The sequence below is a fragment of the Neorhizobium sp. JUb45 genome, from assembly GCF_004343585.1.
In the GTDB taxonomy this organism is placed as follows: Bacteria; Pseudomonadota; Alphaproteobacteria; order Rhizobiales; family Rhizobiaceae; genus Neorhizobium.
Window position 1 is genome coordinate 262,804 of sequence record NZ_SLYW01000004.1, and the last position, 25,592, is coordinate 288,395.

Consider the following 25,592-nt stretch of genomic DNA (forward strand, 5'->3'; position numbering starts at 1 on the left):
CTAATAGCGAGGTGAGGCGTAAATCCAGCTGCGGGAGGCATAACAAGGCATGGAAAAATGTTTCGCGCAGCGGAAAATACGCTCGATCAACCCCTCCCTCTCGTCACGCCGCAACCGGCACCGCCATCCGAAACGGACTATCTGAAAAAGGGCCAGCCAGCCTTTCGCCGTGCCAGCATCGCGCTTTTCCTCTCCGGTTTTTCCACGTTTTCGCTGCTTTATTGCGTGCAGCCGCTGATGCCGCTGTTCTCGCACGACTTTGGCGTCACCCCGGCGCAAAGCTCGCTGTCGCTGTCTCTCGCCACCGGTTTTCTCGCCTTTTCCATCTTCTGCGCCGCCGCGATTTCGGAACGTTTCGGGCGCCGCAGTCTGATGTTCGCATCACTGCTCGGCTCGGCGCTCTGCACCATTGCCTGCGCGCTGGTGCCTGACTGGCACATGTTGCTGATCCTCCGGGCGCTGCAGGGTTTTCTGCTCGGCGGTGTGCCGGCTGTCGCCATGGCCTATCTGGCGGAAGAGGTCGATCCGAAGGGACTTGGCGCGTCGATGGGCCTTTATATCGCCGGCAACGCTTTTGGCGGCATGTCCGGCCGCGTCGTCACCGGCACGCTGACCGAATTCATGTCCTGGCGTCCGGCGCTTGCGGTCATCGGCCTGCTTGGTCTTGCCGCTGCGATCGGTTTCGTGCGCCTGCTGCCGCCATCCCGGCATTTTACGCCGCATGGCGGTTTCAACCCAAAATTCCACCTGTCGGCCTGGCTGGGCCATATCCGCAATCCGGCGTTGCCCTTCCTGTTCGCCATCAGCTTTCTGGTCATGGGCGCCTTCGTCACGGTCTATAATTATATCGGCTACCGCCTTGTCGCCGATCCTTACAATCTCAGCCAGACGACACTCAGCCTGATCTTTACGGTCTACGTGTTCGGCATCGCGGCATCCTGGGCGGCGGGCCGCATGGGCGATCGGTTCGGCGCCTTCAACGTGCTGCCATTCAGCCTGCTCTCCGGCGCAATCGGCTGCGCTCTTACCTTGTCCGCATCGTTGCCGCTGATCGTCCTCGGTATCGTGCTGCTGACGATCAGCTTCTTCATGAGCCATTCGCTGGCAAGCGCGCTGGTCGGCCGGCTGGCGCGGGGCACCAAGGGCCATGCCTCGGCGCTTTACCTGCTCACCTATTATCTCGGCTCCAGCGTTGCCGGTTCGATCGGCGGCATGTTCTTTGCCGCTGCCGGCTGGCCAGCCGTCGTCGCCTTCACCTCGGGCATGCTGGTTCTGGCCATCATCGCCGGCATGAGCGCCAAGGTTTTGGCGAAACGCTGAATATAAAGGGCGCTCAGCTCAGCCTTATATGCGGCACGCCCTTCGTCTCCACCTCGTCCAGCGCCTCTTCATACCCGGCATCGGCATAACGGATGACGCCGAGCGCCGTGTCATTGGTGAGCGCATTGTCCAGCCGCTCATCGGCCTCGTCTGTGCCGTCGGCCACCACGGTGACGCCGCAACTGGTCATGTAACCCGCATAACCGCCACCGCCGGAATGCACGACGACGAGATCGGCCATGGACGCGCACAACATCATCGCGTCGAGCAGCGGCCAGTCGGCAATGGCGTCCGATCCGTCCTTCATGCGTTCCGTCATGATATTGGGATGCGCCATGGCGCCGGCATCGAGATGATCGCGGGAAAAGGCGATCGGTCCGGCCAGTTCGCCGGCCGCCACCAGCTCATTGACCTTGCGTGCGAGGGCCGTGCGCTCACCATGTCCGAGCCATGCAATGCGGGCCGGAAGCCCCTCGAACGGAATGTTGTCACGGGCCAGCCGCACCCAGTTGGTGATGATTTTATTGTCGGGAAACATCTCTATCAGCAGGTCGTCAATGCGGGAAATATCGCTTGCCTCTCCCGACAGCGCCATCCAGCGGAACGGCCCGATGGCGCGGGCAAACAATGGCCGCAGATAGGCTTCGGTGAAGATCGGAATGTCGAAGGCGTTTGCCACGCCGCCCTCGCGCGCCTGCGTGCGGATCAGGTTGCCGTTGTCAAAAACTTCCGCGCCGGCCTTTTGGAAATCCAGCATGGCCTGCACATGGTCGACGATCGAGGCACGGCTTGCCGCCATCAGTTGCCCCTGGCCATCCTTGCGCAGGCTTTTGACAGTGGCGAGATCCATGCCCTTCGGCACATAGCCGTAAACGAGGTCATGTGCGGACGTCTGGTCCGTAACAATATCCGGCACGATGCCGCGTCGATAAATCTCCGGGTAAAGCGCCGCCGCATTGCCGACGAGACCGACCGACAATGCCCGCTTTTCCTTCACCGCCGCGTCGATCATCGCCAGCGCCGCATCGAGATCGGGGGCAATCTCGTCCAGATAACCGATCGCCTTGCGTTTGGTGGCGCGCTCCGGGTCGATATCGATACACAGGATCGCTGCTCCCGCCATGCGACCCGCCAGCGGCTGCGCACCACCCATGCCGCCGAGCCCTGCGGTGAGAATGAAGCGGCCCGCCAGATCACCGCCAAAGCGTCTCTCGGCAATGCGCATGAAAATTTCGTAGGTGCCCTGAATGACACCCTGGCTGCCGATATATTGCCAGGCGCCGGCGGTCAGTCCGCCCCAGCAGATCAGCCCCTTACGCTCCAGTTCGTAAAAATATTCGGCCTTCGCCCATTGGCCGACGATGTTGCAATTGGCCATGATGACCAGCGGCGCCTTCGCATGGGTCTTCATCAGCCCCACCGGCTTGCCGGACTGGATCAGCAGCGTCTGGTCCTCGTCCATCGTCTTGAGCGTTTCGATGATCGCCTTGTGAGAAGCCCAGTTGCGCGCCGCCTTGCCGAGTGCGGCATAGACCACGAGATTGTCCGGGTCTTCGCCTACCGAGAGCACATTTTCCAGAAGCCGCAATAGCGCTTCCTGCCGCCAGCCCTTTGCCCGGAGTTCCGGGCCGCCGGGAATGGGGAAATTGGGGTGACGCGGATTTGGTTTTGGCATGCGGGTCTCCTCCGTGGTTCGTTGCGGCAACGGTTTCCCCTCACCCACAGCGCGGCTTGCTGCGCGGCACCTCTGCCCGCAGGCGGGGAAAGGGGACGTGCCCCGCTATTCCTCAGCTCTTGGCGCAGGGTGGTTCGGCATATCCCTTCTCCCCGTCACAACGGGAAGAAGGTGGCGGCAGCCGGATGAGGGGCCGTCGCAAGCTCCCAGTCTGCTAGCTCCGCCCTTTCAGCGCATATTTCGCAATCTCGATCCCCATCGCCTTTTCCACGTAAGGGTAAACCGTCGGGTCGAGCACGCTGGAAGACAGCGGCAAAATGTCCATCGGCACATGCAGCACGAACACCTTCATGCCGACCGACAACTGACCCACGCTCAAAGGCTCGCCTTCCGGCGACAGCGTGCTGATGACGGAGGGGAAGGTGGCGACACGGTTGCCGCCGGCATCCTCCACCGCCATGTATTCGTTCATCACATGCAGCACCGCCGAATTATCGCCGGTGCCGATGGTGATCGTGCCGATATCGAAAGCGTCCTGCGTATAAACGACATCCTTGGCGGTGATCTCACCTTCGGCAATGATGGCGCCGCCGGTGGTCTTGCAGATCGCATCGATCACTGCCGAACCGCCGCGCTTTTCCGCCTCGATGATCGCTTCGCCGAGCGTCAGCGCCAGCGAAATGCCGCCGAGTGCCGCATGGTTGCGCACATAAGAGGCGCGTAGCGGATTGCGGCAGGAGGCGATGAACCCGCCCGATTGATCGGCTGCCGTCCGCAGCACCGGCGAAATTTTTGCCGTCGCGCCGCGCACGACGAGTTCAATATAACGGTGTTCTTCCCGGTTGCCGCCGACGGCGGTCTGGATCATCGGCTCGGGTGAACCGGCCATGCCGATTGAACCCATGTCGCCGGTCGGATGGGCGCGCACGTCGCCCACCGCATCCACCACCTTGGTGCCCAGCACGGCGGAGGGAAGCCAGGCATTCAGCGTGGAGGATTTACCGTTCTGGCCAATGATCAGGCCCGACAGTTTTTCACCCAGCGTTTCCTGCAGGATTTGTACGGCACGGATATAATCGACACCGCGCATTTCCCAGGGCGTGGTGGAGGCGGGAGCGCCGATCGCGGCTGCCGTCGCCACCCAGTCGTCATCCTTCAGTTCGTCGATCGACACCAGTTCGGGCTTGCCCACCGCAACAGCCGCATAACCCAGCATGCGCCCATGATCAGCCCATCCGCCACCGCCTGCGGCATAAACCGAGCCGCCTTTTACCGCTGCTTCAACGTCCTTTTCGACCAGTATGCGTCCCATGCGTCAGCTCTCCTGCGTCAAACTCCGGTCCATGTCCTGCACGGCCTGAAACAGCACGGCCGTTCCAAGCGCGATATCGTTGGTCTCCGCCCATTCCTCGGCGCAGTGGCTGCGGCCATCCTTGCAGGGCACAAAAATCATCGCCGCCGGCGCCACTTTCGCCATCCAGCCGGTATCGTGGCCAGCGCCGGATGCCATGCGGCGATGGCTGATGCCCGAACCGTCGGCAGCCTTTTCGAGAATTTCCAGTACGTGCGGGTCACAAGGCGTTGCCACAACGTCCGAAATCCGGATCGGCGGCGCGATCGTTACGCCCCAGCGTTCGGCGGTGCGGGTCGCGATGGCGTCCAGATGCGCGCAAAACACCTCCATATCCTCGCGCAATTCCGCCCGCGCATCGATCAGCATGCGCACCCGTGAGGGAATGACATTGGCGGCATTCGGCTCGATTTCGAATTCACCCACCGTTGCAGTAAAATGTCCCGGTGTCTTTGAGAGTTCCAGTCCGGCCTCGCGAATGGCCAGCACGATCTCGGAGGCTGCCACCAGCGCATCCTTGCGGAACGGCATGACGGTCGTGCCGGCATGGTCGGCACGACCCTCGACGATGATCTCGATGCGGGTGATCCCGGAAATCGCCGTCACCACGCCGATATTGATGTTTTCGCGCTCCAGCACCGTGCCCTGTTCGATATGCAGCTCGAGAAACCCCTTGATGTCGTCGCGGGCGGTTGCCGCCGTCACGTCGCCGCCCACTTCTGCGATGCCTTCGGCCAGGCTGCGGCCATCGGCCATCCGCTCCAGCCACGCGTCCGGCCGCTGCCCGGTCATGCCGCGGCTGCCGATGCAGGAGACGCCGAACGGGCTGACTTCCTCGGCCAGAAAATCGACGATCTCCAGATCATGATCGAGCTCGATCCCCTTGTCTGCGAGCGAGCGCGCCACTTCCAGCGCGGCGATCAGCCCGGCAATGCCATCGAACCGTCCGCCTTCCGGCACGGTGTCGGAATGCGAGCCCAGTATCAGCGTGCCACCACCTTTTCTTCCGGGTCTGCGCCCGATCAGATTGCCGGCATGGTCGATGCGGGTTTCAAGTCCGGCATCCTTCATGCGGCGCTCCACATAGGCTCGGCCTTCCAGAAACAGCGGCGAAAATGCCCGGCGTGTCCAGGGGCGGCCGGGTTCGGTAATGTCGGCCAGCGCCTTGATATCGGCAGCAATACGGGCGGCATCGACCGGCAGATTTGAATTCATAAAATATCTCCCTGCAGCACGGGCGCGCCATCGGCCGGGAGGTTATCTCCCGCCTTACGCATCCGCCTGCGCTCCAAAAGCACCAAGCGCGAAAAATCCATCGATAGCATGGATCGGCGAGATGGCGATAAGCTCGGTGAGGAAGGTTTCGGACGCCAGTTCCTCCTCGATTGCCTCCACCTCGGCCGAAAGCGGCCGGTCGACGGTATAAAATTCCGCATGCCGGCGCACCACGTCATACACCAGCTTGGCAGCTCCACCCGGCCGATCGCCGCAGATATCCATCGCCTGCGCCGCCAGCAGCGCTTCCAGCGCCGCCAGACGTTTCAGCGCCTGTGTCTGCCTCTCGAACCGCTCAATCACCAGCGGTAGAAACGCCGCCTCATCCTCCATGCCGCCGGAAACCACCAACGACTGCGCGGATACCGGATTGGTCATCGACAAGACGCGCGAGAAGATTTCGCCGGCCAGCTTGATGATCGGCCCGAAACCGGTGGCAATGCGTCCGTGCGGCACGAGGTTCACCGGCAGGTCACGACGCTGGCCGTTGCCGAGAAGCACACAGCGGTTGAAGGCATTGCGGGCCGCATGCGCCATGGTCAGCGAGGCGGATTCCAGCAGCACCGTCACATCGAGGGGAAGCGAGCCGCCCGAGGTCAGCACCCGGCCGTCGACGATAACGGGATTGTCGTCGGATCGACCGGTTGCCGCCAGCACCTTGTGTCCGGCGGTCAGCACGGCTTCGAAGACGGAGCCAAAAACCTGCGCGATCATGCGCAGGCTGAGCGGGTCCTGCACATGTGTGGCGCTCGGCCATTCCTGGCCGCCGTCCGCCCAGCCATCGGAGGCATTGCATAGCCATTTGCCGATCATCGCCTCGCGCGGCGTGCCGACATGGGTGACGGCAATCCACGGATCACGTGAGCCACCCATGGCCGCCGATGCGGCAAGGCCCGTCGCCAGCAGGGTGCGGTTTGCGCCCGCAGCCGCACGTGTCGCCTCGGCAGCTGCGGCAAAACTCACGGAATTGACGCTGAGCGAGGCAAGACTGTCGCGCGGCGCCATCTTGAACGGTTTCAGGCCCGCCTCTTCGAAAGCCTGCGCGGCCGGCAGCCGCCGACCCTGGTAATGGGCCTCGCCGACACCGGTCAGTACCGCGCCTATCTGTCCCATCAGGCCGATATCGGCGCATCCGATCGAGCCGGTGCGCCGCACGACGGGAATGACATCGGCGGCAAGCAGCGCAAGATAGGCTTCGACCAGATCAGTCGAGCAGCCGACATAACCGGTCAGCGCCGTGTTGACGCGCAGCGCCATGGCATTGCGCACGACGGAAATGGGAAACGGTTCGCCGGTGCCAAAATGGTGGGCGCGCACAAGGCCGAGGTTAAAGGCATCGAGTTCTTCCGGCGACCATGCCACATCCTTCATGGCGCCGACGCCGGTGGTGGCGCCATAAACGGGAATGCCGTCGTCGATGGCTTTTTCCAGAATGGTGCGGGCATAACGGACGCGGTCCAATCCGTCGGGATCAGCCGTCACCTGAACGGTGCCTTGTCCAATGCGGATCAGTTCGGGAAATCCGAGCGGCTGGCCGGTCAGTTCAATGATGGCATGCGGGTCTGCGACATCCTCGGCCGGACCCTGCTTTTCGGAATTCTTCATGTCATGCACGCTGTCGGATTTTATCATCCTGTCTCCTCGTGCGCGGATCCTACCTGATCCGCGGCCTGTCGCAACCTTGTCTGGTTGCGACAGGCCATGTCGTTCCTTCTTGTGGCGACCGTCAGGCCAGCATAATCGCAATTGCCATCAGCGCGATGGCGATTACCCAAAGCGCCAACCGGCCCGAACGGGTATGCCGCGCCTCGGCCTTGCCGATCGCTTCCGCCGTCTGGGTGTCGAAACGCAGGCCGTGTTCGCTCATCTGCAACAGCTGGCCGTGGAATTTTTCGGTCTTGGCGGCAATTTCCGGCAGGGCTTCTGCCAGTTTCACCGCAGCCGTCATGCCGTCCTTGAGGTCGGTCATGATCCGCTTGGGGCCGAGATTGTCGCGGATCCACTGGCCGACAACCGGTTCGGATGCCTTCCACATGTTAAAGCGCGGGTTGAGCATGCGCGACACGCCCTCGACCACGACCATGGTCTTCTGCAGCATGATCAGCTCGGGCCGCGTTTCCATCTCGAACAGGTCGGTCACTTCGAACAGCAGCGCCAGCAGGCGCGCCATCGAGATGGTTTCTGCCGGCTGTCCGTGGATCGGCTCGCCGATCGCCCGGATCGCCTGCGCAAAACTGGCTATATCATGGTGGCCCGGCACGTAACCGGCCTCGAAATGCACCTGCGCGACGCGCATGTAATCGCGGGTGATGAAACCATAGAGGATTTCGGCAAGGAACCGCCGTTCCTTTTTGCCCAACCGTCCGACAATGCCCATGTCGACGGCGACAATGATGCCGGCCGGATCGACGAACAGATTGCCGGGATGCATGTCGGCATGGAAAAAGCCGTCGCGCAGCGTGTGGCGCAGGAAGGACTGGATCAGCGTCTCGGCGAGAAGATCGAGGTCATGGCCTGCAGCCTTGAGGCTCGTCACGTCCGACATCTTGATGCCGTCGATCCACTCCATGGTGATGACGTCGCGGCCGGTGCGCTCCCAGTCCACGTTCGGCACGCGGAAGCCGGGATCATCCTTGGTGTTTTCGCCGATTTCCGAAAGCGCTGCCGCTTCCAGCCGCAGGTCCATTTCCAGCTTGGTGGTCTGTTCCAGCGTGCGGGTCACCTCGACCGGGCGCAGGCGGCGCGAGGAGCGCATGAAACGCTCCTGCATATGGGCAACCAGATACATGCCTTCGATATCGTTGGCGAACCGCTGGCGCACGCCGGGGCGCACGACCTTTACGGCAACCTTCTTGCCCGCCACTTCGGCCGGATGCACCTGCGCGATAGATGCGGCGGCAATCGGCTCGCCAAAGCCCGTATAAAGATCGTCTATCGTCCGTCCGAGTGAGGTCTCGATCTGGTCCTTGGCAATGGCAGTCGGGAAAAACGCCATCCGGTCCTGCAGCAGCGCCAGATCGGCGGACCAGTCGACACCGACGACATCGGGACGTGTTGCCAGAAACTGGCCGATCTTGACGTAGGAAGGCCCAAGCCGCGAGACGGCACGGCCCAGACGCTCGGCACGGCTTTCCTTGATCGAACGTGGTTTGACAAAGATACGGGTCAGCGATTTGGCAAGCGCCAGTGCCGGCGGCATGCCTTGCGTCGGCAGCGCCGAAACGACACCTTCGCGCACCAGAACCCAGCCCACACGGGTCAGGCGAAAATAGGCGCCGATCGTGCTCATGCGTTCATGCCTGTCTCAAAACCTGCCTTCACCATACCCTTACAGCTTCCAGCCGGAATGCAGCGCGGCAATGCCGCCGGTATAGTTGGTGAAGCCGACGCGCGAAAAACCGGCGGTGCGGATCATCGTCGCAAAATTTGCCTGGTTGGGGAATTTGCGGATCGATTCCACCAGATACTGGTAGGGCTCGGCATCGCCGGTGATCATCTTGCCGAACTGCGGGATCGCCTTGAAAGACCATTCCTCGTAAACGCGCTCCAGAAGCGGCAGGTCGACTTCCGAAAATTCCAGAACCAGCAGACGACCGCCGCGCTTCAGCACGCGATAGGCTTCCGACAGCGCCACGTCGATGCGCGGCACGTTGCGAATGCCGAAGGCGATCGTATAGGCGTCGAAGGAATTGTTCTCGAAGGGCAGTTCTTCCGCATTGGCCTCGACGAAGGTCAGGTTGTCGGCCAGCTTCTTTTTGGTCGCACGCTCGGCGCCCACACCCAGCATCGAACCGTTGATATCGAGAACCGTGCCCTTGGCCTGTTTGTCGGAGGCTTCAACGATGCGGAAGGCGATGTCGCCGGTGCCGCCGGCAACGTCGAGAAAGCGGTAATCGGGATCCTTGCGCGGGTTCAGCGCATTGATCATCGCATCCTTCCAGATGCGGTGCATGCCGACCGACATGACGTCGTTCATGACGTCATAGCGCTTGGCGACCTTGTGAAAGACTTCGTTGACGAGGCCCTGCTTCTCGCCATTGCCGACCTCGCGGAAACCGTAGGAGGTTTCCATGCCGCCGTCTGCCTGGGTTCGGGTGTCAGCCATGGAACTATCCTCTTCTGTGATCCTGCATATCGGTCGATCGGCCGTAGCGAATGGGCAAGGCCCGCACTATGTTTTCCATCAAATGCGGGCGCCTCGGCGCAAGGCCATGTTGCTTGGTCTATAGAGCAGTCCGCCGGACGTTGAAACAGGAAGTTAGGAAAGCCATGCCCGAATTGCCAGAGGTCGAAACCGTCCGTCGAGGCCTCTCGCCGGTCATGGAAGGCGCAACCGTTACAAAGCTGGAGCTTCGTCGCCCCGACCTGCGTTTTCCCTTTCCGGAAAACTTCGCCGCCAGGGTGTCCGGCCAGCGGATCGCGTCCCTTGGCCGTCGCGCCAAATATCTGCTGATTGACCTTGAGAGCGGCATGAGCGTCATTGCCCATCTAGGCATGTCCGGCTCGTTCCGGATCGAGGAAGGCGCGGGAGAGCAGGTGCCGGGCAATTTCCATCATGCCCGCTCGAAGGACGAGAAACACGATCACGTCATCTTCCATCTGCAAACGGCGAAGGGGCCGATGCGTGTCATCTATAACGATCCCCGTCGTTTCGGCTTCATGCATTTATGGGCGCGCACGGAACTCGATGCCTATCCCGCCTTTGCCGAGCTTGGCCCGGAACCGACCGGCAATATTCTGGGCGCCGACCATTTGGCAAAAAGGTTTGGCGGAAAAATCCAGCCGCTGAAAAGCGCGCTGCTCGACCAGAGCAATATTGCCGGCCTCGGCAATATCTACGTCTGCGAAGCGCTTTGGCGTTCGCACCTGTCGCCGCTCAGGGCATCCGGCACCACGGTTACGCCCACCGGCAAGCCGAAGAAGGAGCTGCTGGTGCTGACGCAAGCGATCCGCGACGTGATTGCCGAAGCGATCGCCGCCGGCGGCTCATCGCTTCGGGACCATATCCAGACGGATGGTACGCTCGGTTATTTCCAGCACTCCTTCTCGGTCTATGATAGGGAAGGGGCCGCATGCCGGACGCCGGAATGTGCAGGCACGATCCACCGCATCACCCAGGCCGGGCGCTCGTCTTTTTATTGCCCGCAATGCCAAAGGTGATGTTTGAGCGGTTCGCCTGGCGAAAAGACTCGCAATCCGGGCAGAACCGGCGAAATTGCGCGTTGACGACTGCGCCCATTAAGGCTATACGCCGCCCCACAGTTGGGAAAGCCTGATCACGGCTTCCTCTATTGCTCCCGAATTGCTGGATGGTAAGGTCGCAACGACCCTGCGCGGCGATGGTGGAGTTTTGGTTCGAATTCGTAGAGAGGCATGAGATGGCCAATACAACTTCGGCGAAAAAGGCGACCCGCAAGATCGCTCGCCGTACCGCAGTCAACAAGGCTCGTCGTTCGCGCGTCCGTGGCTTCATCCGCAAGGTCGAAGAAGCTATCGCAACGGGTGATCTGACGGTCGCAGCAGCAGCCCTCAAGGCCGCTCAGCCGGAAATCCAGCGCGCCGCCACCAAGGGCGTTATGCATGGCAATACTGCAGACCGTAAGGTCTCGCGTCTTGCCAAGCGCGTTAAGGCTCTTTCGGCCTAATACATTCTGCATTAGCAGTTGCGAACAAAGCCTGGTCTTAGACCGGGCTTTTTTGCGTTTCCCTCATGACGAGAATCCTTGTCCGGCTATTTGACGAATTGATAACAAGTCGGTGACATAAAAATTCGTTGAAAATCAAATGCTTATAGAAGGAAAGGTTGCATTGCATCGATTTTTGGGGTGGGTGACCTGTCCGATTTTGAGTCAAGCGAATTTTTATTTTTTCGCTTCTGACGCGTCCAGTAATCCCATCATTTTTGAATCCCGTTGATTCAAAAGAGATTCTCGAACAAGGACTTAAATCGATGCCGACTGGACCAAAAGAGTCAACGGCTGCCGTTTAATTTTGCGTAAAATTCACTGTTGATCTTGGCATGTGATCCTGCCTAAATGGCTCTCAACAAGAGGCGTGGGCAATTGTCGGGAACACTGACGAACGCCAAGTATAGAGCAGGGGCAAACCCGTTCTAGACTCTTGTGACGGAAAGTTCAGTTTCCGTTTTTTCATATAACCAACGGTTGTGTACCGGTAATCCTTACGGATTCCGGCGCGGTCGGTTGTTGTCGAATGAGTGGGGCCGCATTCCGGCCCCATGGAGAAGGGGACTTTCGATACTCCATGACGAGGATGGGGTATTTCGGTCGTGTCGCGTATCAGATGCGATCTGGAGCCGGGGACAAGGGGCTTCTGGTAAGTCGTGTTCGGGTTTCGACCCAAGCGACATTTAAATAATTGCTGCGGGACGCTGCCTCTTACGAGGAGAGGCAAGCTGATCGCAATTTAACGAGTTCGACCTGGCGGTACGAAATGTACGGCCGCCGGGCGTGAGTAATATTGGAAGGCGGCACAGCAATGCAGATGAACACGGCTCCGATCCGGGCTTTTGGCGAAAGCGATACGGTACCGCAGACGTTGGATTCAGTTTGCTCCCAGGCGGCAGGGGAAAAATCTGAAATGCAGAATGATGCTCTTTTCGAGCGGTTCAGCGCGCGCCTCAAAGCGCAGGTTGGCCTTGAAGTCTATACGAGCTGGTTCGGACGTCTTAAACTTCATTCCGTCTCCAAGAGCGTTGTCCGGCTGAGCGTGCCGACCACCTTTCTGAAGTCGTGGATCAACAACCGTTACCTTGATCTGATCACCACCATCATGCAGGCCGAGGATTCCGAAATCCTCAAGGTCGAAATCCTGGTGCGCACTGCCGGTCGTCCGGTTCGTGCCGGCGCCGAAGAACGTCCGTCGACTGCTGATGCGGCACCGGCCGTTCAGCCTGCCCGTCGCCAGCCGCCGCGTGAAATCGGCCAGATCGCCTCTTTCCCGACCCCGATGCAGGCCGCATCCTCGTCGACGCAGCGTCAGCCGTCTGCAGCCGGTCCTTTGTTCGGTTCGCCGCTCGATAGCCGTTACACGTTCGATACCTTTGTCGACGGCCCGTCCAACCGCGTTGCTCTTGCCGCTGCCCGCACCATCGCGGATGCCGGTGCCAATGCCGTACGCTTCAACCCGCTGTTCATTCATTCGGGCGTCGGCCTCGGCAAGACCCACCTTTTGCAGGCGATCGCCAATGCTGCCGTCAACAGCGACCGCAACCCGCGCGTCGTTTACCTGACCGCCGAATATTTCATGTGGCGTTTCGCCACCGCCATCCGCGACAACGACGCCCTGACGCTGAAGGAGTCGCTGCGCAATATCGATCTGCTGATCATCGACGACATGCAGTTCCTGCAGGGAAAGATGATCCAGAACGAGTTCTGTCATCTTCTCAACATGCTGCTCGACAGCGCCAAACAGGTGGTTGTTGCTGCCGACCGTGCGCCGTGGGAACTGGAATCGCTTGATACCCGCGTCCGTTCGCGTTTGCAGGGCGGCGTCAATATCGAGATGGAATCGCCGGACTACGAGATGCGCTTCGAAATGCTCAAGCGCCGCCTCGAAATTTCCCGCCAGGACGATCCTTCGCTCGATATTCCGGAAGAAATCCTCAGCCACGTTGCGCGCAATGTTGCCAATAGCGGTCGCGAGATTGAAGGTGCGTTCAACCAGCTGATCTTCCGCCGCTCGTTCGAGCCATCCTTGTCGCTCGAGCGCGTCGATGAACTGCTGGCGCATCTGGTCGGCACCGGCGAAGCCAAGCGTGTGCGCATCGAGGACATCCAGCGCATCGTTGCCCGTCATTACAACGTTTCGCGCCAGGAACTGGTGTCGAACCGCCGTACCCGCGTCATCGTCAAGCCGCGCCAGATCGCCATGTATCTGGCAAAGACCCTGACGCCGCGTTCCTTCCCGGAAATCGGCCGTCGTTTCGGTGGTCGTGACCACACCACGGTTCTGCATGCCGTGCGCAAGATCGAGGATCTGATCGGCGGCGACACCAAGCTCGGCCAGGAGATCGAACTCCTGAAGCGCCTGATCAACGACAACAACGCCTGATGGCGGCGCGGCCGCCAGCCGCGCCATGATCCATGCCTGCATGACGGAACAACGCGGCGGAGCATTTGCTCGCGCCGCGTTTCGTTGTGCGAGCAGCACCTCTTGACCCAGGCCGTTTCCAGGGCGCATGTCTTGTCAAAACAAGACATGCCTGAAGGGGCCGAAAAAGTGTTTCTGATTTCCGTTGCCACCATCTGGGCGGTTGCCTGTATCACACCGGGGCCGAGCACGCTGCTGGTCATGCGTTATGCCCTGACCGCACCGCGCAGGGTTGCCGTCGTCGCAGCCGCCGGCACGATCACCGGCACGTTTCTCTGGGGCCTTGCCGGCTGGCTCGGCATCAATGCACTGTTTCAGGCGGCTCCCTTCGCCTATCTGGCACTGAAAATCGTCGGTGGGCTTTATCTCGTCTATCTCGGTTTCAAGATTTTGCGCGATCTGCGCCGCTCGGGTCCGGTTGCCGAACTTGGTACCGCCAAGATCGACGTGCCGCTGAAAGCGGCCTACCGCATGGGGATTGCCACCAATCTCGCCAATCCGAAATCGGCGCTGTTCGTGGCCTCGCTGTTTGCCGCCACCATGCCGGCCGGCACGCCGTTTCTCTATGGTCTTGCCGCCATCGCCGTGATGATCATGGTCTCGACGGTCTATTACACCATTCTCGTCGGCCTCATCACTCATCCCCGTGTTGCCGCTGCCTATCTCAAGGCCAAGAAGAAGATCGATCTCGGTGTCGGTTTGGTGTTTCTGGGTTTCGGCACCAAGCTGATGTTGTCGCGATAGGAGAAGGTGATGGCCGCACCGCAGGATCCCACCAGCCGGTTCTATGCGGACAATGCCAAGACCTATGTCGAGCATGCGCAGGCGCCCAGCCGCGAGCGCCTCGATCCCTTTCTCGCGCTTCTGCCACAGGGTGCGAAAGTTCTGGAGCTCGGCTGCGGCAACGGCCGCGACAGTGCCGAAATGCTGTCACGCGGCTTTCGGGTGACGCCGACGGACGGTATCGCCGAAATTGCCGCCGAAGCCTCTCGCCGCCTGAAAATGCCGGTCTCGGTACTGTCTTTCTCGGAGATCGCCGCGGTATCGGCCTTTGATGGCATCTGGGCCAATGCCTGCCTTCTGCATGTGCCCCGCGTCGATCTGGGCGTCATCCTTGCACGCATCCACCGCGCACTTCGTCCCGGCGGCGCCTTTTACGCCAGCTTCAAGGCAGGAGAGGCGGAAGGGCATGATGGCCTTGGCCGTTATTACAATTATCCGTCGCAGACGTGGTTGAAGGACGTTTGCAGCGTGCTGCCATGGCGAACTATGGCGCTGGATATCACCCATGGCGGCGCCTATGACGGCCAGTCGACCGACTGGCTGCATCTTCTTGCCGTGAAGGCATGAGTGTCAGCGGGCTTTGTGGGCGACCACAATGATCTCACGGCTTTCCGGTGCAAATGCCGAACCATCCCAGTAGCCGATCCAGTCGATGCCGTCAAAACCGGCTTGCGCAAGAAGCGCCGCAATCGTGTCTTGTGATGGAAAGCGCAAGGTGCTGCGGCTTGTCTCCAGACGTCCTGCGTCGATAAAATCGAAGACAGTTTCAAACGTGACCTGTTCGCCGTCCACCGCCAGAAGCTGATGGTGAACGCAGACGGTCCCTGAGCCGCCGAGCTCGATATGCCGAAGCGTCTTTTCCGCAGTCCAGCCATCAAAGGCCCGCGCCAGAGGGTTGCGACTATCGAACGCCAGCCGGCCGCCGGGTTTCAGGTGGCTGCGGATGTTTTTCAGGACAGCCAGCGTCGCGGCGTCGTTCAGGAATACCTGAAAGACGTGGCCTGTCATGACTGCAAGGTCGAAGCGATTGTCGCTGATAAAATCGGCACCGGTCGCAGCCAGCCAATGCACCAAGGCGGTGACATCATTTTGCCGCGCCATGGCCAGCATACCTTCTGCCGGTTCCACGCCGGTCACGTCATGTCCACCCTGCGCGTAAAGGAGCGTCAGCAGGCCGGTGCCGCAGCCGACATCGACAATACTGCATGGCTGCGTGGCAAGCCGCAGGTAAAATTCGCTATCCGCACCGGCCGGGTTGAGTGCATCGTACAGTCGGGCAAGGTCGGCGCGGGAGAAGGCGTCATCGACCGGCATGGCAAAACCTCAAAACGCCAGATCGGCCACCACGGCATCCAGGATCAGCATGCCCGAAGGCGTGCAGCGCAGGCGGGAATTGCCGATGCGTTCGATAAACCCGTGTTCCAGTAAAGTCTGCTCGCGCTCCGGGTTGGGGTCGCGGCCGGACAATTGCTGCCAGCGGGCCAGGTCGACACCCTCGGTCAGCCGCAGCCCCATCAACAGCAGTTCGTCTGCCATCTCGTCATAACCGAGCATTTCCTGCTCCACCATGCCGTGGCCATGCGCCTCTACGAGGTCGAGCCAGGCTTCCGGTTTGCGTTCGGTGGCGGTGGCAACCTTGTAGGAGCCGCGTGTCAGCCGCCCATGCGCGCCGGGGCCGATGCCCGCATAATCGCCATAACGCCAGTAGGTCAGGTTATGGCGGCTTTCAGCGCCCGGCTGTGCGTGGTTGGACACTTCATAAGCCGGCATGCCGAAACGTGCGGTAATCTCCTGCGTCGCCTCGTAGAGGTCTGCTGACTGGTCACCATCGGGAACGATTAGCTTGCCGGCCTTGTGCAGGCCGTAGAAGGGCGTGCCTTCCTCGATCGTCAGCTGGTAGAGCGACAGATGGTCGACGGCAAAGCCGATTGCCTGATGCAGCTCGGCTTCCCATTCGGCAACAGTCTGCTTCGGCCGTGCGTAAATAAGGTCGAAGGACATGCGCGGAAAAATGTCGCGCGCCAGCTTGATCGCCTTCAGCGCGTCTTCCACGTCATGCAGACGGCCGAGAAATTTCAGATCACGGTCGTTCAGCGCCTGCACGCCGAGCGACACGCGGTTGACACCACCGGCCCGGTATCCGCGAAAACGATCGGCTTCGACGCTGGAAGGATTGGCTTCCATGGTGATCTCGATGCCATCGGGCATGTGCCAATTCTTGGCTATGCCGTCGAGAATGGCGGACACCGTGTTCGGATGCATCAGCGACGGCGTGCCGCCACCCAGAAACACGCTGGTCACGGTTTTCGGGCCGCTCATCTGCCGCATCCATTCCATTTCCTTCAGGAAGGCGGCGGTAAACCGCTCCTGATCGACGGGCTGATGGCGGACATGGCTGTTGAAGTCGCAATAGGGACACTTGGCGGCACAGAACGGCCAATGCACATAGACCCCGAAACCGGGTTCGCCGGTATCGGGCAGCAATTTGGCATGGCGGTCGAGTACGGTGTCCATGAGGTGTTGTTTACGCTTCCAGGCAGGTTTCGACAAAGATCTTGAAGGCACGGGCACGGTGGGAAAGCGCTTGCGCATCACCGGGCTGCCACCCATGCTTTTCTTCCGCCGTCATCTCGCCGAATGTGGTGTCGTAACCTTCCGGCTGAAAGATCGGGTCGTAACCAAAACCATCGGCGCCGCGCGGCGGCCAGGCGATCGTACCCTCGACTTCGCCTCTGAACATTTCGGTGTGGCCATCCGGCCATGCCAGGCACAGTACGCTGACGAAACGCGCGGTACGTTTGTCGGCCGTGGTCGCGCCTTTGTCCTGCAATGCGGTTTCCACCTTCTGCACGGCCCAGGGAAAATCGCGGCTGCCATCCTCGCGCTCGGCCCAGTTGGCGGTATAGACGCCCGGCGCGCCATCCAGCGCGTCGATCACCAGACCGCTATCGTCGGAAAGGGCAGGCATGCCGGATGCCTTGGCAGAGGCCAATGCCTTGATGGCCGCATTTTCTTCAAAGGTCGTGCCCGTCTCATCCGGTTCCGCGAATTTCAGCTCGGCCGCAGATTTCGCCGAAAAACCGAACGGGCCGATCAGGTCGGCGATCTCGCGGATTTTTCCGGCATTGTGGCTGGCAACGACAATGGTGCGGGTCTCGAGCTTGCGCATGGGCGGTCCTTCAAAGATTCCAGAGTTTGGGTTCGGCGCATTCCAGGCTGTTGCCGTCCGGATCGCGCAAATAGATCGATCGCGCGCCGTTCGGCCAGCGAAAGTCGCTTTCGATGGAAACGCCTGCCTTGTTGAGCTTTTCGGCGATCAAGTCAATCGCTTCGGCATCGACACGGAAACAGGCGTGGCCCGCGCCGGTCGTGCCATGGCCCGGAACCGGCAGGGCATCGGGGGAGGGCGGCTTGATGGTTTCGTGGCGATTGAAGATCAGGAGGATGCTGGGGCCGCAGCGAAAGAAGACATGGCGGTCGCCGGCGCGTGAGATTCTTTCGAGGCCGAGGAGACTGCCGTAGAAGGCCTCGGCGGCATCGAGGTCATCGACGTAAAGAGCCGTTTCGAGAATGCCGTCGATCATGACTTTGTCTCATGTTATGAATGACTGTATTGATAGGCGGGGAAGCAATCTATGGCAGTTTGGCTGTCAGTGACCATCGGCCTTGTAACAGGCATGCTTCTGATCGCCGCCAGCATCTGGTGGGCGATTCATCCTGTTGGCTTCGGCGGGAAAAAGTTTCTGCCGGAAGCCCGTGACACCAGTCATGAGCCGAATTACGGGACAAATATCTACGGGTCGGGCAGCGACGATTCCTGATCGCCGCCCGCGCCCTTCACGATCACTGACCCGCAAGCACAGCCTTCTGCATGGCCACCAGCTCGGCAGTGCCGGCCGTCGCCAGATCCAGCAGCGTCAAAAATTCCTCGCGGCTGAACGGTTTGCCTTCCGCGGTACCCTGAACCTCGACAATGCCGCCCGAGCCGGTCATCACGAAATTGGCGTCGGTTTCGGCAGCCGAATCCTCGAGGTAATCGAGGTCGATCACCGCCTGGCCGGCAAAGATGCCGCAGGAAATGGCGGCGACATGGTCTTTGAGAACCTTGTCGACCTTGGCCATGTTGCGGGCTTCCATCCACTTCAGGCAGTCATGCAGGGCAATGAAGCCGCCGGTGATGGCCGCCGTGCGTGTACCGCCATCCGCCTGAATGACGTCGCAGTCGATGGTGATCTGCTTTTCGCCGAGGGCTTCGAGGTCCACGACGGCGCGCAGGGAGCGGCCGATCAGGCGCTGGATTTCCTGCGTGCGACCGCCCTGCTTGCCGGTGGCAGCTTCGCGCCGCATGCGGTCACCGGTGGCGCGTGGCAGCATGCCGTATTCGGCGGTCACCCAGCCCTTGCCGGAATTGCGCAGCCACGGCGGCGTCTTTTCCTCAAGGCTTGCCGTGCACAGCACATGCGTCTCGCCGAATTTCACGAGGCACGACCCTTCCGCGTGCTTGGAAAAATTGCGCTCGAAAGAGATCTTGCGCATCTGGTCGGTTTTTCTGCCTGAAGGCCGCATGCTTTGCTCCATAATTGGTGATCGCGTTTCTAGAGCCCCAAGGGCGCTTTTGCAAAGGAAAAGCCGGAGGCCGCTTCGTCGCTTTTCCCTTTTGCCAAGGGCAGAGCGGCATTATATCTGATGAGAGACGGCACCGAAGGCGTGCGGCAACGATAGGGATAGAGATGGTATTTTCGGCATCGACGGGCAGGGATGGCACGTCCATCCTCGACGACCGTTCGCGCGAAATCTTTCGCCGCATCGTTGAAAGCTATCTGGAAAACGGAGAACCGCTCGGTTCGCGCAACCTGTCGCGTCTTCTACCCATGTCGCTGTCACCGGCGTCGGTGCGCAATGTCATGAGCGATCTCGAAGAACTTGGCCTGGTCTATTCACCGCATATCAGCGCCGGCCGCCTGCCCACCCAGACAGGCCTGCGTTTCTTCGTCGATGCCTTCATGCAGGTGGGGGACCTGTCACCGGAAGAACGCGCCAATATCGATCGCGAAGTGCGGGCGTCGGATCGCGGCCAGCCGATCGAGAGCATGCTGACAGAGGCGAGCCGCATGCTGTCCGGCGTCTCGCGCGGCGCCGGCATCGTCATCACCTCGAAAAGTGATCCGGTTCTCAAACATGTCGAATTCATCCGGCTGGAGCCCACCAAGGCACTCGCCATCCTGGTCGGCGAGCACAATCAGGTGGAAAACCGCGTCATTGAGCTGCCTTCGGGCATCACCTCGTCGCAGCTCACCGAAGCTGCCAATTTCGTCAACGCCCACCTGACCGGCCAGACGCTGCCCAATTTCCGCAGCCAGATCTCGAAGCTCAAGGATGAGGTGAAGGGGGAACTTGATGCCCTTTCACAGGATCTCGTTGCCCGTGGCCTTGCCGTCTGGTCAGGCGACAATGGCGAGGGCAAGCCGGCACAGCTGATCGTGCGTGGCCGCGCCAACCTTCTTCAGGGGCTGGAAGGGGCGGACGACATGGATCGTCTGCGTCTCCTGTTCGATGATCTGGAAAAGAAGGACAGTCTGATCGAGATCCTTGACCTCGCCGAAAGCGGGCCGGGCGTGCGCATCTTCATCGGCTCGGAAAACAAGCTGTTTTCGCTGTCCGGTTCGTCGCTCATCGTTGCGCCCTATCGTGACGGAGACGATCGCATCGTCGGCGCTGTCGGCGTCATCGGCCCGACACGGCTCAACTATTCGCGCATCGTGCCGATGGTGGATTACACCGCCCAGCTTCTCGCCCGCATGTCGCGCAACCCTCTTTGAGGGCCTTGATTGCCCGGATGTCGCTTGATTGCCGCAAAGCCTTGATTTTTTCGCCTCAAACCCTGATATCGGGGCCACTTCACACGAACACCATCCGGAGACCGTCATGACCGACGAAACCAAGAACAACGGCACTGACGCGGCAGCGGACGAAAACGCTGCCGAAGCCGTGGCATCCGCGCTGGAGGATACTGCTGCGACCGAAGCCGACGTCGCCGAGTTTGATCCGATTGCGGAGCTTCAGGCCGAAAATGCCGACCTGCGCGACCGTTTCGTGCGCCTCGCTGCCGATATGGACAACCTGCGCCGCCGCACCGAACGCGAACTGAAGGATGCCAAGGTTTATGGCGTCACCAGCTTTGCCCGCGACATGCTCGGCGTGTCCGACAATCTTCGCCGTGCGCTCGATGCCGTTCCGGCAGAAATGCGTGCAGCAGCGGATGCCGGCCTCACCACGCTTCTCGAAGGCGTGGAAATGACCGAACGCTCCATGCTCTCGACGCTGGAGCGCCACGGCGTGAAAAAGATCGAGCCGGAAGGCGAAAAGTTCGACCCGAACTTCCATCAGGCGATGTTCGAAGTGCCGAACCCGGCCGTTCCCAACAACACCGTCGTACAGGTCGTCCAGGACGGCTACAAAATCGGCGACCGCGTCCTGCGTCCGGCTATGGTCGGCGTTGCCAAGGGTGGCCCGAAGATTGAAGTGGCCGACGAAAAGGCCTGATAGGCCTGACGCCATTCCAGCGGGACAGCATTCCAGCAAAAAGCCCCGGGTATCGACAGATACCCGGGGCTTTTCGTTTGTGAAACCTTGAGATTACCTCAGGCGGCGTTGGAAGCCTGTTCCTCGTTAAGGAAGGCGTAGATCGCCGAGGCGGAATCGGTGGCGCGCAGCTTGGTTACCAGGTCCTGGTCACGCAGCACGCGGGCAATGCGCGAAAGCGCCTTCAGGTGGTCGGCGCCGGCACCTTCAGGTGCCAGAAGCAGGAAGACGAGATCGACCGGTTCGTCATCCAGCGCTTCGAAATCGACAGGCGTGTCGAGACGGGCAAACAGGCCGACGATCTGCGAAATGGCTGTCAGCTTGCCGTGCGGAATGGCAATGCCATGGCCGACGCCGGTCGAGCCGAGGCGTTCGCGCTGCACGATCACGTCAAAAATCTCGCGTTCAGGCACGCCGGTCAGTTTGGCAGCCTTGGCAGCCAGTTCCTGCAGCAGTTGCTTTTTGGAATTCACCTTCAAGCTGGGGATAATTGCATCTTGCTGCAGCAGATCTGCCAAAGCCATTCTTCTCATCCTTTTGCCACCAACCGGGGCGAGGGGAGCGGCGTTAACCGCTCCCGACAAGTCTCTTATCCTTTGATATTGGCGGCGTCGACCCAGCCAATATTGCCGTCGTTGCGGCGGTAAACGATGTTCAATTCCTTGTCCGGGCTGCGGAACAGAAGAACCGGTTCATCGGTCATGTCGAGCGCCATGACAGCCGTTGCCACCGTCATGGTGCGCAGCTGCTTTGAGCTCTCGGCGACGATGGTCGGAGCGTAATCCTCCGCCACTTCCTGGTCGTCGTCAGGAATGGAATCCATGATCGCGTAGGCAACGTCCTCGTGACCATTGCCATTGGTGGCATGATGGTCCTTGAGACGACGCTTGTAGCGGCGCAGACGCTTTTCGATCCGTTCAGCAGCAGCATCGAAGCTCAGCTGCGGATCGTTCGCCTCACCGGCTGCGTGGAACACCACGCCCGAATCGAGGTGGATCTTGCAGTCTGCCGAGAAGCGCGAAGAACCCGCCTTCTCGACGATCACCTGGCTGGAATATCCCCCGTCGAAGTATTTGGTAACCGCATCGCCGATATGGCTTTCGATCTTCTGACGGAACGAGTCGCCAATCTCCATATGCTTTCCAGATACACGCACACTCATGGATTGTTTCCTTCTTGTCGTGACTTGCACGAACCAGTTTACGCCAAGCCGCGGATGCATCCAAGCTCTTCACGCGGTGATGAGGCAAATTGCGTTGTCAGGTCATGTTTGAGGGATCAAGGGTGCGGCGCATATCTCCAAGCCGATGCGGCGGGCTTCTAGACGCAGAGGTCCGGAAAGTCAACGGCAACGAAAATTAGCATATTGCGCAACGTCCTGTGCCTGTGGGTAACTCGGGCTTTTGTGGGGTCCGAAAAGGCCTCAGCCGGCGGCGGAAATCTTTGCCATTGCGCGCTTTTCACGGCGCCTCTGCACCGAGGAGGGGATGTTCATCGCTTCGCGATATTTTGCAACCGTGCGGCGAGCCAGATCCACGCCACCCTTCTTCAGGCTGATAACAATGTCGTCATCCGAGAGCACCGACTCGGGCAATTCCTGCGCGATCATTTGGCGAATCCGATGGCGGACGGCTTCCGCCGAATGATTGTCTCCACCCTCGGCCGAACCGATTGATACGGTGAAGAAATATTTGAGCTCAAACAGGCCGCGCGGCGTCAGCATGTATTTGTTGGAGGTGACGCGGCTCACGGTCGATTCGTGCATCTTGATGGCGTCGGCCACGGTTTTCAGGTTCAGCGGTCGCAGATGACTGACGCCGTGCACGAGAAAAGCGTCCTGCTGGCGGACGATCTCGGTGGCAACCTTCATGATCGTACGGGCGCGCTGATCGAGGCTGCGGGTCAGCCAGCTGGCATTCTGCATGCATTCCGACAGGAATGCCTGATCCTCGCTCTTTTTCGCCACCGTCTTCGAGACAGTCTGGAAATAGGTCTGGTTGACCAGCACTTTCGGCAACGTGTCCGGATTGAGCTCGATCGCCCAGCCGCCATCGGCGCCCGATCGCACCACCACATCGGGCACGATCGCCTCGGAAATGCCGGTTTCGAAGCCGCTGCCGGGCTTTGGGTTGAGCTGGCGAATTTCCGCCAGCATGTCGACAAGATCCTCGTCGTCGACGCCGCACAGCTTGCGAAGTGTCGCGAAATCGCGCTTTGCCAGAAGCTCCAGATGTTCGATCAGCGTCCGCATGGCCGGGTCGAAGCGATCTTTCTGTTTCAGCTGAATGCCCAGGCATTCCGCTAGGGATCGCGCAAAAATACCGGGCGGATCGAGCGTCTGCAGCCGCTGCAGAACCGCTTCCACCTCGGCGCGTCCCGTACCCAGGCGCGTGGCTATCTCGTCCGTATCTGCCTGCAGATAACCGGCATCATCCAGCTGGTCGACAAGGTGCTGGGCAATGAGCCGTTCTGCCAGCGAAGAGACCAGCAGCGGAACCTGCTGGTTGACGTGATCGCGCAGGCTCAGGTGTCCGGCAACAAATTCCTCGAGATTATAGGCTTCGCCGCTGTCGCCGCCGGGCATGGACTTCCACTGGCCCATCAACTCCGGCGCATCGGGGCGGGCCTGCGGCATGTCGTCGGGAAAGACGTTTTCGAAATTGACGTCCAGCTGTTCGGAAAGATGTTTGCCGCCATCGTCGCGGTCGGCGTCATACCAGTCGGGCTGGCTGTCGCCATCGCCGCGGACTTCATCGGAGGAGGGGGCGTCCCGCTCGTCGCCGGAAGCTTCGAGGCCGGCATTGTTGCCTGAACCGTGGGCATCGTTTGGTGAAAAATCGAGCAGCGGGTTCTTTTCCACCTCCTGCGCGATGAACTGGTTCAACTCGAAATGCGTCATCTGAAGCAGTTGGATCGACTGCATCAGCTGTGGCGTCATGACGAGCGACTGGCTCTGTCGCAGAAAAAGGCTGGCGGCTAGGGCCATGATGGACGCGAAACTCCCCTGACGATCTCCCAGTCGTGGGTTTTTTCCCGCGTGGAAGCGCGGGAAATCTCACTTGGCCCAAAAATTGCTTTTTAAATTGGTTTGGTCAAGCGCCGACATGCCGTCGGCGCCATTTTCATGACGTTTGTTCGTCAGAGGCTGAACTTGTCGCCCAGATAAAGGCGGCGCACATCGGCATTGTTGACGATGTCGTCTGCGCGACCGTGGGTCAGAACCTCGCCGGCATGGATGATATAGGCGCGGTCAATGAGGCCCAGCGTCTCACGCACGTTATGGTCCGTAATCAGAACGCCGATGCCGCGTGCCGTCAAGTGGCGCACGAGATTCTGGATGTCCGATACCGAAATTGGATCGACGCCGGCAAACGGTTCGTCAAGCAGCATGAAGGCCGGGTCGGTGGCGAGAGCGCGCGCAATTTCCAGGCGGCGACGTTCACCACCCGAAAGCGCCACGGCCGGTGACTTGCGCAGCCGCTCGATGTGGAATTCTTCCAGCAGCTCATCGAGCTTGCGGGCACGCAGCTTCTTGTCCTTCTGGTGGACTTCCAGAACGGCAAGGATGTTTTCCTCCACCGTCAGTCCACGAAAGATCGACGCTTCCTGTGGCAGGTAGCCGACGCCAAGGCGTGCGCGGCGGTACATCGGCATCCGCGTCACGTCATTGCCGTTGATGGCGATCATGCCGAGATCGACGCCGACCAGGCCGGTGATCATGTAGAAACAGGTGGTCTTGCCGGCACCGTTCGGTCCCAGCAGTCCGACAGCCTCGCCGCGGCGCACGACCAGCGACACGCCATTGACGACGCGTCGCGAGTCATAGGTCTTGGTCAGGCCATGTGCGATGAGCGTGCCTTCGTAACGCGCTTTGTCACGCGGGTCGAAAGGTTCCGGCTGGCCTGGCTTCGGCTGTTTGGCGAAAATTTTCTTCACTGGGCGCGATTACTGCTGTGGCTTCGATTTCGGGTCGAGCAGGATCTGAACGCGCGTGCCGCTGCATGGCGTCAGTTTGGCCTCGCCCGTCTTCATCAGCACGGTCAGCTTGCAGCCGCGGAAAACATTCGGCCCGTCGGACAGAACGACCTGCTTGCCGGTCAACTCGAATGTCTGCGAGGCCATGGTGAATATGCCCTGATCGGCGGTGGCATTCTGCTCGCCAGAGGTCAGGTGAACGGTGTCGTTCAGAAAAATCTTGTCGATCTGGGTGTTGCCCGAGGTCACGGAAGAGCCTTCACCCAGATAAAGCACGGTCATCTTGCCGGCGCGCATCGTCGTCGTACCCTGCACAACGCGCACATTCCCGGTGAAATAAGCCTTCTTTTCGGTGTCCTGAATTTCCAGCTGGTCGCTTTCGATCTGGATCGGCTTGTCGTTGGAAAGCGTCATGCCCTCCATGCGGGTGGACGATTGCGCCAGCGCGGAGCTGGCCATGCAACAGGCAGCCAGCGCAGCCGGGACGGTCATCGAGGTCAGGAAACGGCGAAGGGTCAT

25 protein-coding genes are annotated in these 25,592 nt (G+C 60.5%); 9 read left to right on the forward strand and 16 right to left on the reverse strand.

Annotation, left to right across the window (positions count from 1 at the left end):
* The first annotated feature begins 57 nt into the window (after nucleotides 1-57).
* The gene (locus tag EDF70_RS18080; protein WP_132276402.1) at nucleotides 58-1,320 is read left to right on the forward strand and encodes an MFS transporter; all 1,263 of its coding nucleotides are present in this window, start codon (nucleotides 58-60) and stop codon (nucleotides 1,318-1,320) included.
* Nucleotides 1,321-1,333: 13 nt separating this feature from the next.
* Here the strand turns inward: EDF70_RS18080 and EDF70_RS18085 are convergent, their stop codons facing one another.
* The 6 genes from EDF70_RS18085 to ubiE form a co-directional block, all read right to left on the reverse strand.
* Nucleotides 1,334-2,995: a urocanate hydratase gene (locus EDF70_RS18085; protein ID WP_132276404.1), complete on the reverse strand. Its 1,662-nt coding sequence runs from the start codon at nucleotides 2,993-2,995 to the stop codon at nucleotides 1,334-1,336.
* A gap of 214 nt (nucleotides 2,996-3,209) precedes the next feature.
* Nucleotides 3,210-4,307: a DUF917 domain-containing protein gene (locus tag EDF70_RS18090; protein WP_132276406.1), complete on the reverse strand. Its 1,098-nt coding sequence runs from the start codon at nucleotides 4,305-4,307 to the stop codon at nucleotides 3,210-3,212.
* 3 nt (nucleotides 4,308-4,310) lie between these two features.
* Nucleotides 4,311-5,561: a Zn-dependent hydrolase gene (locus EDF70_RS18095; protein WP_132276408.1), complete on the reverse strand. Its 1,251-nt coding sequence runs from the start codon at nucleotides 5,559-5,561 to the stop codon at nucleotides 4,311-4,313.
* A 54-nt stretch (nucleotides 5,562-5,615) separates the two neighbouring features.
* Nucleotides 5,616-7,226, reverse strand: a complete 1,611-nt coding sequence (locus EDF70_RS18100) for an aromatic amino acid ammonia-lyase (RefSeq protein ID WP_132276837.1) — start codon at nucleotides 7,224-7,226, stop codon at nucleotides 5,616-5,618.
* A gap of 121 nt (nucleotides 7,227-7,347) precedes the next feature.
* Complete coding sequence (gene ubiB, locus EDF70_RS18105; RefSeq protein WP_132276410.1) at nucleotides 7,348-8,910, reverse strand: 2-polyprenylphenol 6-hydroxylase; 1,563 nt, start codon at nucleotides 8,908-8,910, stop codon at nucleotides 7,348-7,350.
* A 39-nt stretch (nucleotides 8,911-8,949) separates the two neighbouring features.
* The gene (ubiE, locus tag EDF70_RS18110; protein ID WP_132276412.1) at nucleotides 8,950-9,726 is read right to left on the reverse strand and encodes a bifunctional demethylmenaquinone methyltransferase/2-methoxy-6-polyprenyl-1,4-benzoquinol methylase UbiE; all 777 of its coding nucleotides are present in this window, start codon (nucleotides 9,724-9,726) and stop codon (nucleotides 8,950-8,952) included.
* Between the two features lie 164 nt (nucleotides 9,727-9,890).
* On the opposite strand from ubiE, the gene mutM reads away from it, so the two are divergent.
* From mutM to EDF70_RS18135, 5 genes are all read left to right on the forward strand, one after another.
* Nucleotides 9,891-10,781: a bifunctional DNA-formamidopyrimidine glycosylase/DNA-(apurinic or apyrimidinic site) lyase gene (mutM, locus tag EDF70_RS18115; RefSeq protein WP_132276414.1), complete on the forward strand. Its 891-nt coding sequence runs from the start codon at nucleotides 9,891-9,893 to the stop codon at nucleotides 10,779-10,781.
* A gap of 218 nt (nucleotides 10,782-10,999) precedes the next feature.
* The gene (gene rpsT / locus EDF70_RS18120; RefSeq protein ID WP_132276416.1) at nucleotides 11,000-11,266 is read left to right on the forward strand and encodes a 30S ribosomal protein S20; all 267 of its coding nucleotides are present in this window, start codon (nucleotides 11,000-11,002) and stop codon (nucleotides 11,264-11,266) included.
* An 859-nt stretch (nucleotides 11,267-12,125) separates the two neighbouring features.
* On the forward strand, nucleotides 12,126-13,694 hold the full coding sequence (gene dnaA / locus EDF70_RS18125; RefSeq protein ID WP_245519242.1) for a chromosomal replication initiator protein DnaA: 1,569 nt from the start codon (nucleotides 12,126-12,128) through the stop codon (nucleotides 13,692-13,694).
* Between the two features lie 132 nt (nucleotides 13,695-13,826).
* Complete coding sequence (locus EDF70_RS18130; RefSeq protein WP_245519229.1) at nucleotides 13,827-14,477, forward strand: LysE family translocator; 651 nt, start codon at nucleotides 13,827-13,829, stop codon at nucleotides 14,475-14,477.
* A 9-nt stretch (nucleotides 14,478-14,486) separates the two neighbouring features.
* Nucleotides 14,487-15,083 (forward strand): class I SAM-dependent methyltransferase, encoded by a 597-nt coding sequence (locus tag EDF70_RS18135; RefSeq protein ID WP_132276420.1) that lies wholly within the window; start codon nucleotides 14,487-14,489, stop codon nucleotides 15,081-15,083.
* A gap of 3 nt (nucleotides 15,084-15,086) precedes the next feature.
* On the opposite strand, the gene EDF70_RS18140 is transcribed toward EDF70_RS18135, so the two are convergent.
* From EDF70_RS18140 to EDF70_RS18155, 4 genes are read right to left on the reverse strand one after another with little or no spacing between them, the layout of a single operon-like run.
* Nucleotides 15,087-15,830 carry a class I SAM-dependent methyltransferase gene (locus EDF70_RS18140; RefSeq protein WP_132276422.1) on the reverse strand — a complete coding sequence of 248 codons (744 nt, stop codon included), beginning with the start codon at nucleotides 15,828-15,830 and terminating at the stop codon, nucleotides 15,087-15,089.
* A 9-nt stretch (nucleotides 15,831-15,839) separates the two neighbouring features.
* Nucleotides 15,840-17,030: a radical SAM family heme chaperone HemW gene (hemW, locus tag EDF70_RS18145; RefSeq protein ID WP_132276424.1), complete on the reverse strand. Its 1,191-nt coding sequence runs from the start codon at nucleotides 17,028-17,030 to the stop codon at nucleotides 15,840-15,842.
* A gap of 10 nt (nucleotides 17,031-17,040) precedes the next feature.
* The gene (gene rdgB / locus EDF70_RS18150) at nucleotides 17,041-17,685 is read right to left on the reverse strand and encodes an RdgB/HAM1 family non-canonical purine NTP pyrophosphatase (protein WP_132276426.1); all 645 of its coding nucleotides are present in this window, start codon (nucleotides 17,683-17,685) and stop codon (nucleotides 17,041-17,043) included.
* Between the two features lie 10 nt (nucleotides 17,686-17,695).
* Nucleotides 17,696-18,100: a VOC family protein gene (locus EDF70_RS18155; RefSeq protein ID WP_132276428.1), complete on the reverse strand. Its 405-nt coding sequence runs from the start codon at nucleotides 18,098-18,100 to the stop codon at nucleotides 17,696-17,698.
* A 51-nt stretch (nucleotides 18,101-18,151) separates the two neighbouring features.
* Here EDF70_RS18155 and EDF70_RS18160 point away from each other — a divergent pair, with 51 nt between their 5' ends.
* Nucleotides 18,152-18,337 (forward strand): hypothetical protein, encoded by a 186-nt coding sequence (locus EDF70_RS18160; protein ID WP_132276430.1) that lies wholly within the window; start codon nucleotides 18,152-18,154, stop codon nucleotides 18,335-18,337.
* A 22-nt stretch (nucleotides 18,338-18,359) separates the two neighbouring features.
* On the opposite strand, the gene rph is transcribed toward EDF70_RS18160, so the two are convergent.
* Entirely contained in the window at nucleotides 18,360-19,082 is a 723-nt protein-coding gene (gene rph, locus EDF70_RS18165) for a ribonuclease PH (protein WP_132276432.1), read from the reverse strand.
* 164 nt (nucleotides 19,083-19,246) lie between these two features.
* Between rph and hrcA the strand changes: the two genes are divergently transcribed.
* Nucleotides 19,247-20,335, forward strand: a complete 1,089-nt coding sequence (hrcA, locus tag EDF70_RS18170) for a heat-inducible transcriptional repressor HrcA (RefSeq protein ID WP_132276434.1) — start codon at nucleotides 19,247-19,249, stop codon at nucleotides 20,333-20,335.
* A 106-nt stretch (nucleotides 20,336-20,441) separates the two neighbouring features.
* The gene (gene grpE / locus EDF70_RS18175; RefSeq protein WP_132276436.1) at nucleotides 20,442-21,059 is read left to right on the forward strand and encodes a nucleotide exchange factor GrpE; all 618 of its coding nucleotides are present in this window, start codon (nucleotides 20,442-20,444) and stop codon (nucleotides 21,057-21,059) included.
* 98 nt (nucleotides 21,060-21,157) lie between these two features.
* Here the strand turns inward: grpE and ptsN are convergent, their stop codons facing one another.
* From ptsN to EDF70_RS18200, 5 genes are all read right to left on the reverse strand, one after another.
* On the reverse strand, nucleotides 21,158-21,622 hold the full coding sequence (ptsN, locus tag EDF70_RS18180) for a PTS IIA-like nitrogen regulatory protein PtsN (RefSeq protein WP_132276438.1): 465 nt from the start codon (nucleotides 21,620-21,622) through the stop codon (nucleotides 21,158-21,160).
* 65 nt (nucleotides 21,623-21,687) lie between these two features.
* Complete coding sequence (gene raiA / locus EDF70_RS18185; protein WP_132276440.1) at nucleotides 21,688-22,260, reverse strand: ribosome-associated translation inhibitor RaiA; 573 nt, start codon at nucleotides 22,258-22,260, stop codon at nucleotides 21,688-21,690.
* A 261-nt stretch (nucleotides 22,261-22,521) separates the two neighbouring features.
* Nucleotides 22,522-24,084 carry an RNA polymerase factor sigma-54 gene (rpoN, locus tag EDF70_RS18190; protein WP_132276442.1) on the reverse strand — a complete coding sequence of 521 codons (1,563 nt, stop codon included), beginning with the start codon at nucleotides 24,082-24,084 and terminating at the stop codon, nucleotides 22,522-22,524.
* A 152-nt stretch (nucleotides 24,085-24,236) separates the two neighbouring features.
* Complete coding sequence (gene lptB / locus EDF70_RS18195; RefSeq protein WP_245519243.1) at nucleotides 24,237-24,947, reverse strand: LPS export ABC transporter ATP-binding protein; 711 nt, start codon at nucleotides 24,945-24,947, stop codon at nucleotides 24,237-24,239.
* 96 nt (nucleotides 24,948-25,043) lie between these two features.
* Nucleotides 25,044-25,592 (reverse strand): LptA/OstA family protein, encoded by a 549-nt coding sequence (locus EDF70_RS18200; RefSeq protein ID WP_132276444.1) that lies wholly within the window; start codon nucleotides 25,590-25,592, stop codon nucleotides 25,044-25,046.

Coding starts and splice junctions, on each gene's coding strand:
- EDF70_RS18080 (WP_132276402.1), top strand. CDS start 58: ATGTTTCGCGCAGCGGAAAATACGCTCGATCAACCCCTCCCTCTCGTC.
- EDF70_RS18085 (WP_132276404.1), bottom strand. CDS start 2,995: ATGCCAAAACCAAATCCGCGTCACCCCAATTTCCCCATTCCCGGCGGC.
- EDF70_RS18090 (WP_132276406.1), bottom strand. CDS start 4,307: ATGGGACGCATACTGGTCGAAAAGGACGTTGAAGCAGCGGTAAAAGGC.
- EDF70_RS18095 (WP_132276408.1), bottom strand. CDS start 5,561: ATGAATTCAAATCTGCCGGTCGATGCCGCCCGTATTGCTGCCGATATC.
- EDF70_RS18100 (WP_132276837.1), bottom strand. CDS start 7,226: ATGAAGAATTCCGAAAAGCAGGGTCCGGCCGAGGATGTCGCAGACCCG.
- ubiB (WP_132276410.1), bottom strand. CDS start 8,910: ATGAGCACGATCGGCGCCTATTTTCGCCTGACCCGTGTGGGCTGGGTT.
- ubiE (WP_132276412.1), bottom strand. CDS start 9,726: ATGGCTGACACCCGAACCCAGGCAGACGGCGGCATGGAAACCTCCTAC.
- mutM (WP_132276414.1), top strand. CDS start 9,891: ATGCCCGAATTGCCAGAGGTCGAAACCGTCCGTCGAGGCCTCTCGCCG.
- rpsT (WP_132276416.1), top strand. CDS start 11,000: ATGGCCAATACAACTTCGGCGAAAAAGGCGACCCGCAAGATCGCTCGC.
- dnaA (WP_245519242.1), top strand. CDS start 12,126: ATGAACACGGCTCCGATCCGGGCTTTTGGCGAAAGCGATACGGTACCG.
- EDF70_RS18135 (WP_132276420.1), top strand. CDS start 14,487: ATGGCCGCACCGCAGGATCCCACCAGCCGGTTCTATGCGGACAATGCC.
- EDF70_RS18140 (WP_132276422.1), bottom strand. CDS start 15,830: ATGCCGGTCGATGACGCCTTCTCCCGCGCCGACCTTGCCCGACTGTAC.
- hemW (WP_132276424.1), bottom strand. CDS start 17,030: ATGGACACCGTACTCGACCGCCATGCCAAATTGCTGCCCGATACCGGC.
- rdgB (WP_132276426.1), bottom strand. CDS start 17,685: ATGCGCAAGCTCGAGACCCGCACCATTGTCGTTGCCAGCCACAATGCC.
- EDF70_RS18155 (WP_132276428.1), bottom strand. CDS start 18,100: ATGATCGACGGCATTCTCGAAACGGCTCTTTACGTCGATGACCTCGAT.
- EDF70_RS18160 (WP_132276430.1), top strand. CDS start 18,152: ATGGCAGTTTGGCTGTCAGTGACCATCGGCCTTGTAACAGGCATGCTT.
- rph (WP_132276432.1), bottom strand. CDS start 19,082: ATGCGGCCTTCAGGCAGAAAAACCGACCAGATGCGCAAGATCTCTTTC.
- hrcA (WP_132276434.1), top strand. CDS start 19,247: ATGGTATTTTCGGCATCGACGGGCAGGGATGGCACGTCCATCCTCGAC.
- grpE (WP_132276436.1), top strand. CDS start 20,442: ATGACCGACGAAACCAAGAACAACGGCACTGACGCGGCAGCGGACGAA.
- ptsN (WP_132276438.1), bottom strand. CDS start 21,622: ATGGCTTTGGCAGATCTGCTGCAGCAAGATGCAATTATCCCCAGCTTG.
- raiA (WP_132276440.1), bottom strand. CDS start 22,260: ATGAGTGTGCGTGTATCTGGAAAGCATATGGAGATTGGCGACTCGTTC.
- rpoN (WP_132276442.1), bottom strand. CDS start 24,084: ATGGCCCTAGCCGCCAGCCTTTTTCTGCGACAGAGCCAGTCGCTCGTC.
- EDF70_RS18200 (WP_132276444.1), bottom strand. CDS start 25,592: ATGACCCTTCGCCGTTTCCTGACCTCGATGACCGTCCCGGCTGCGCTG.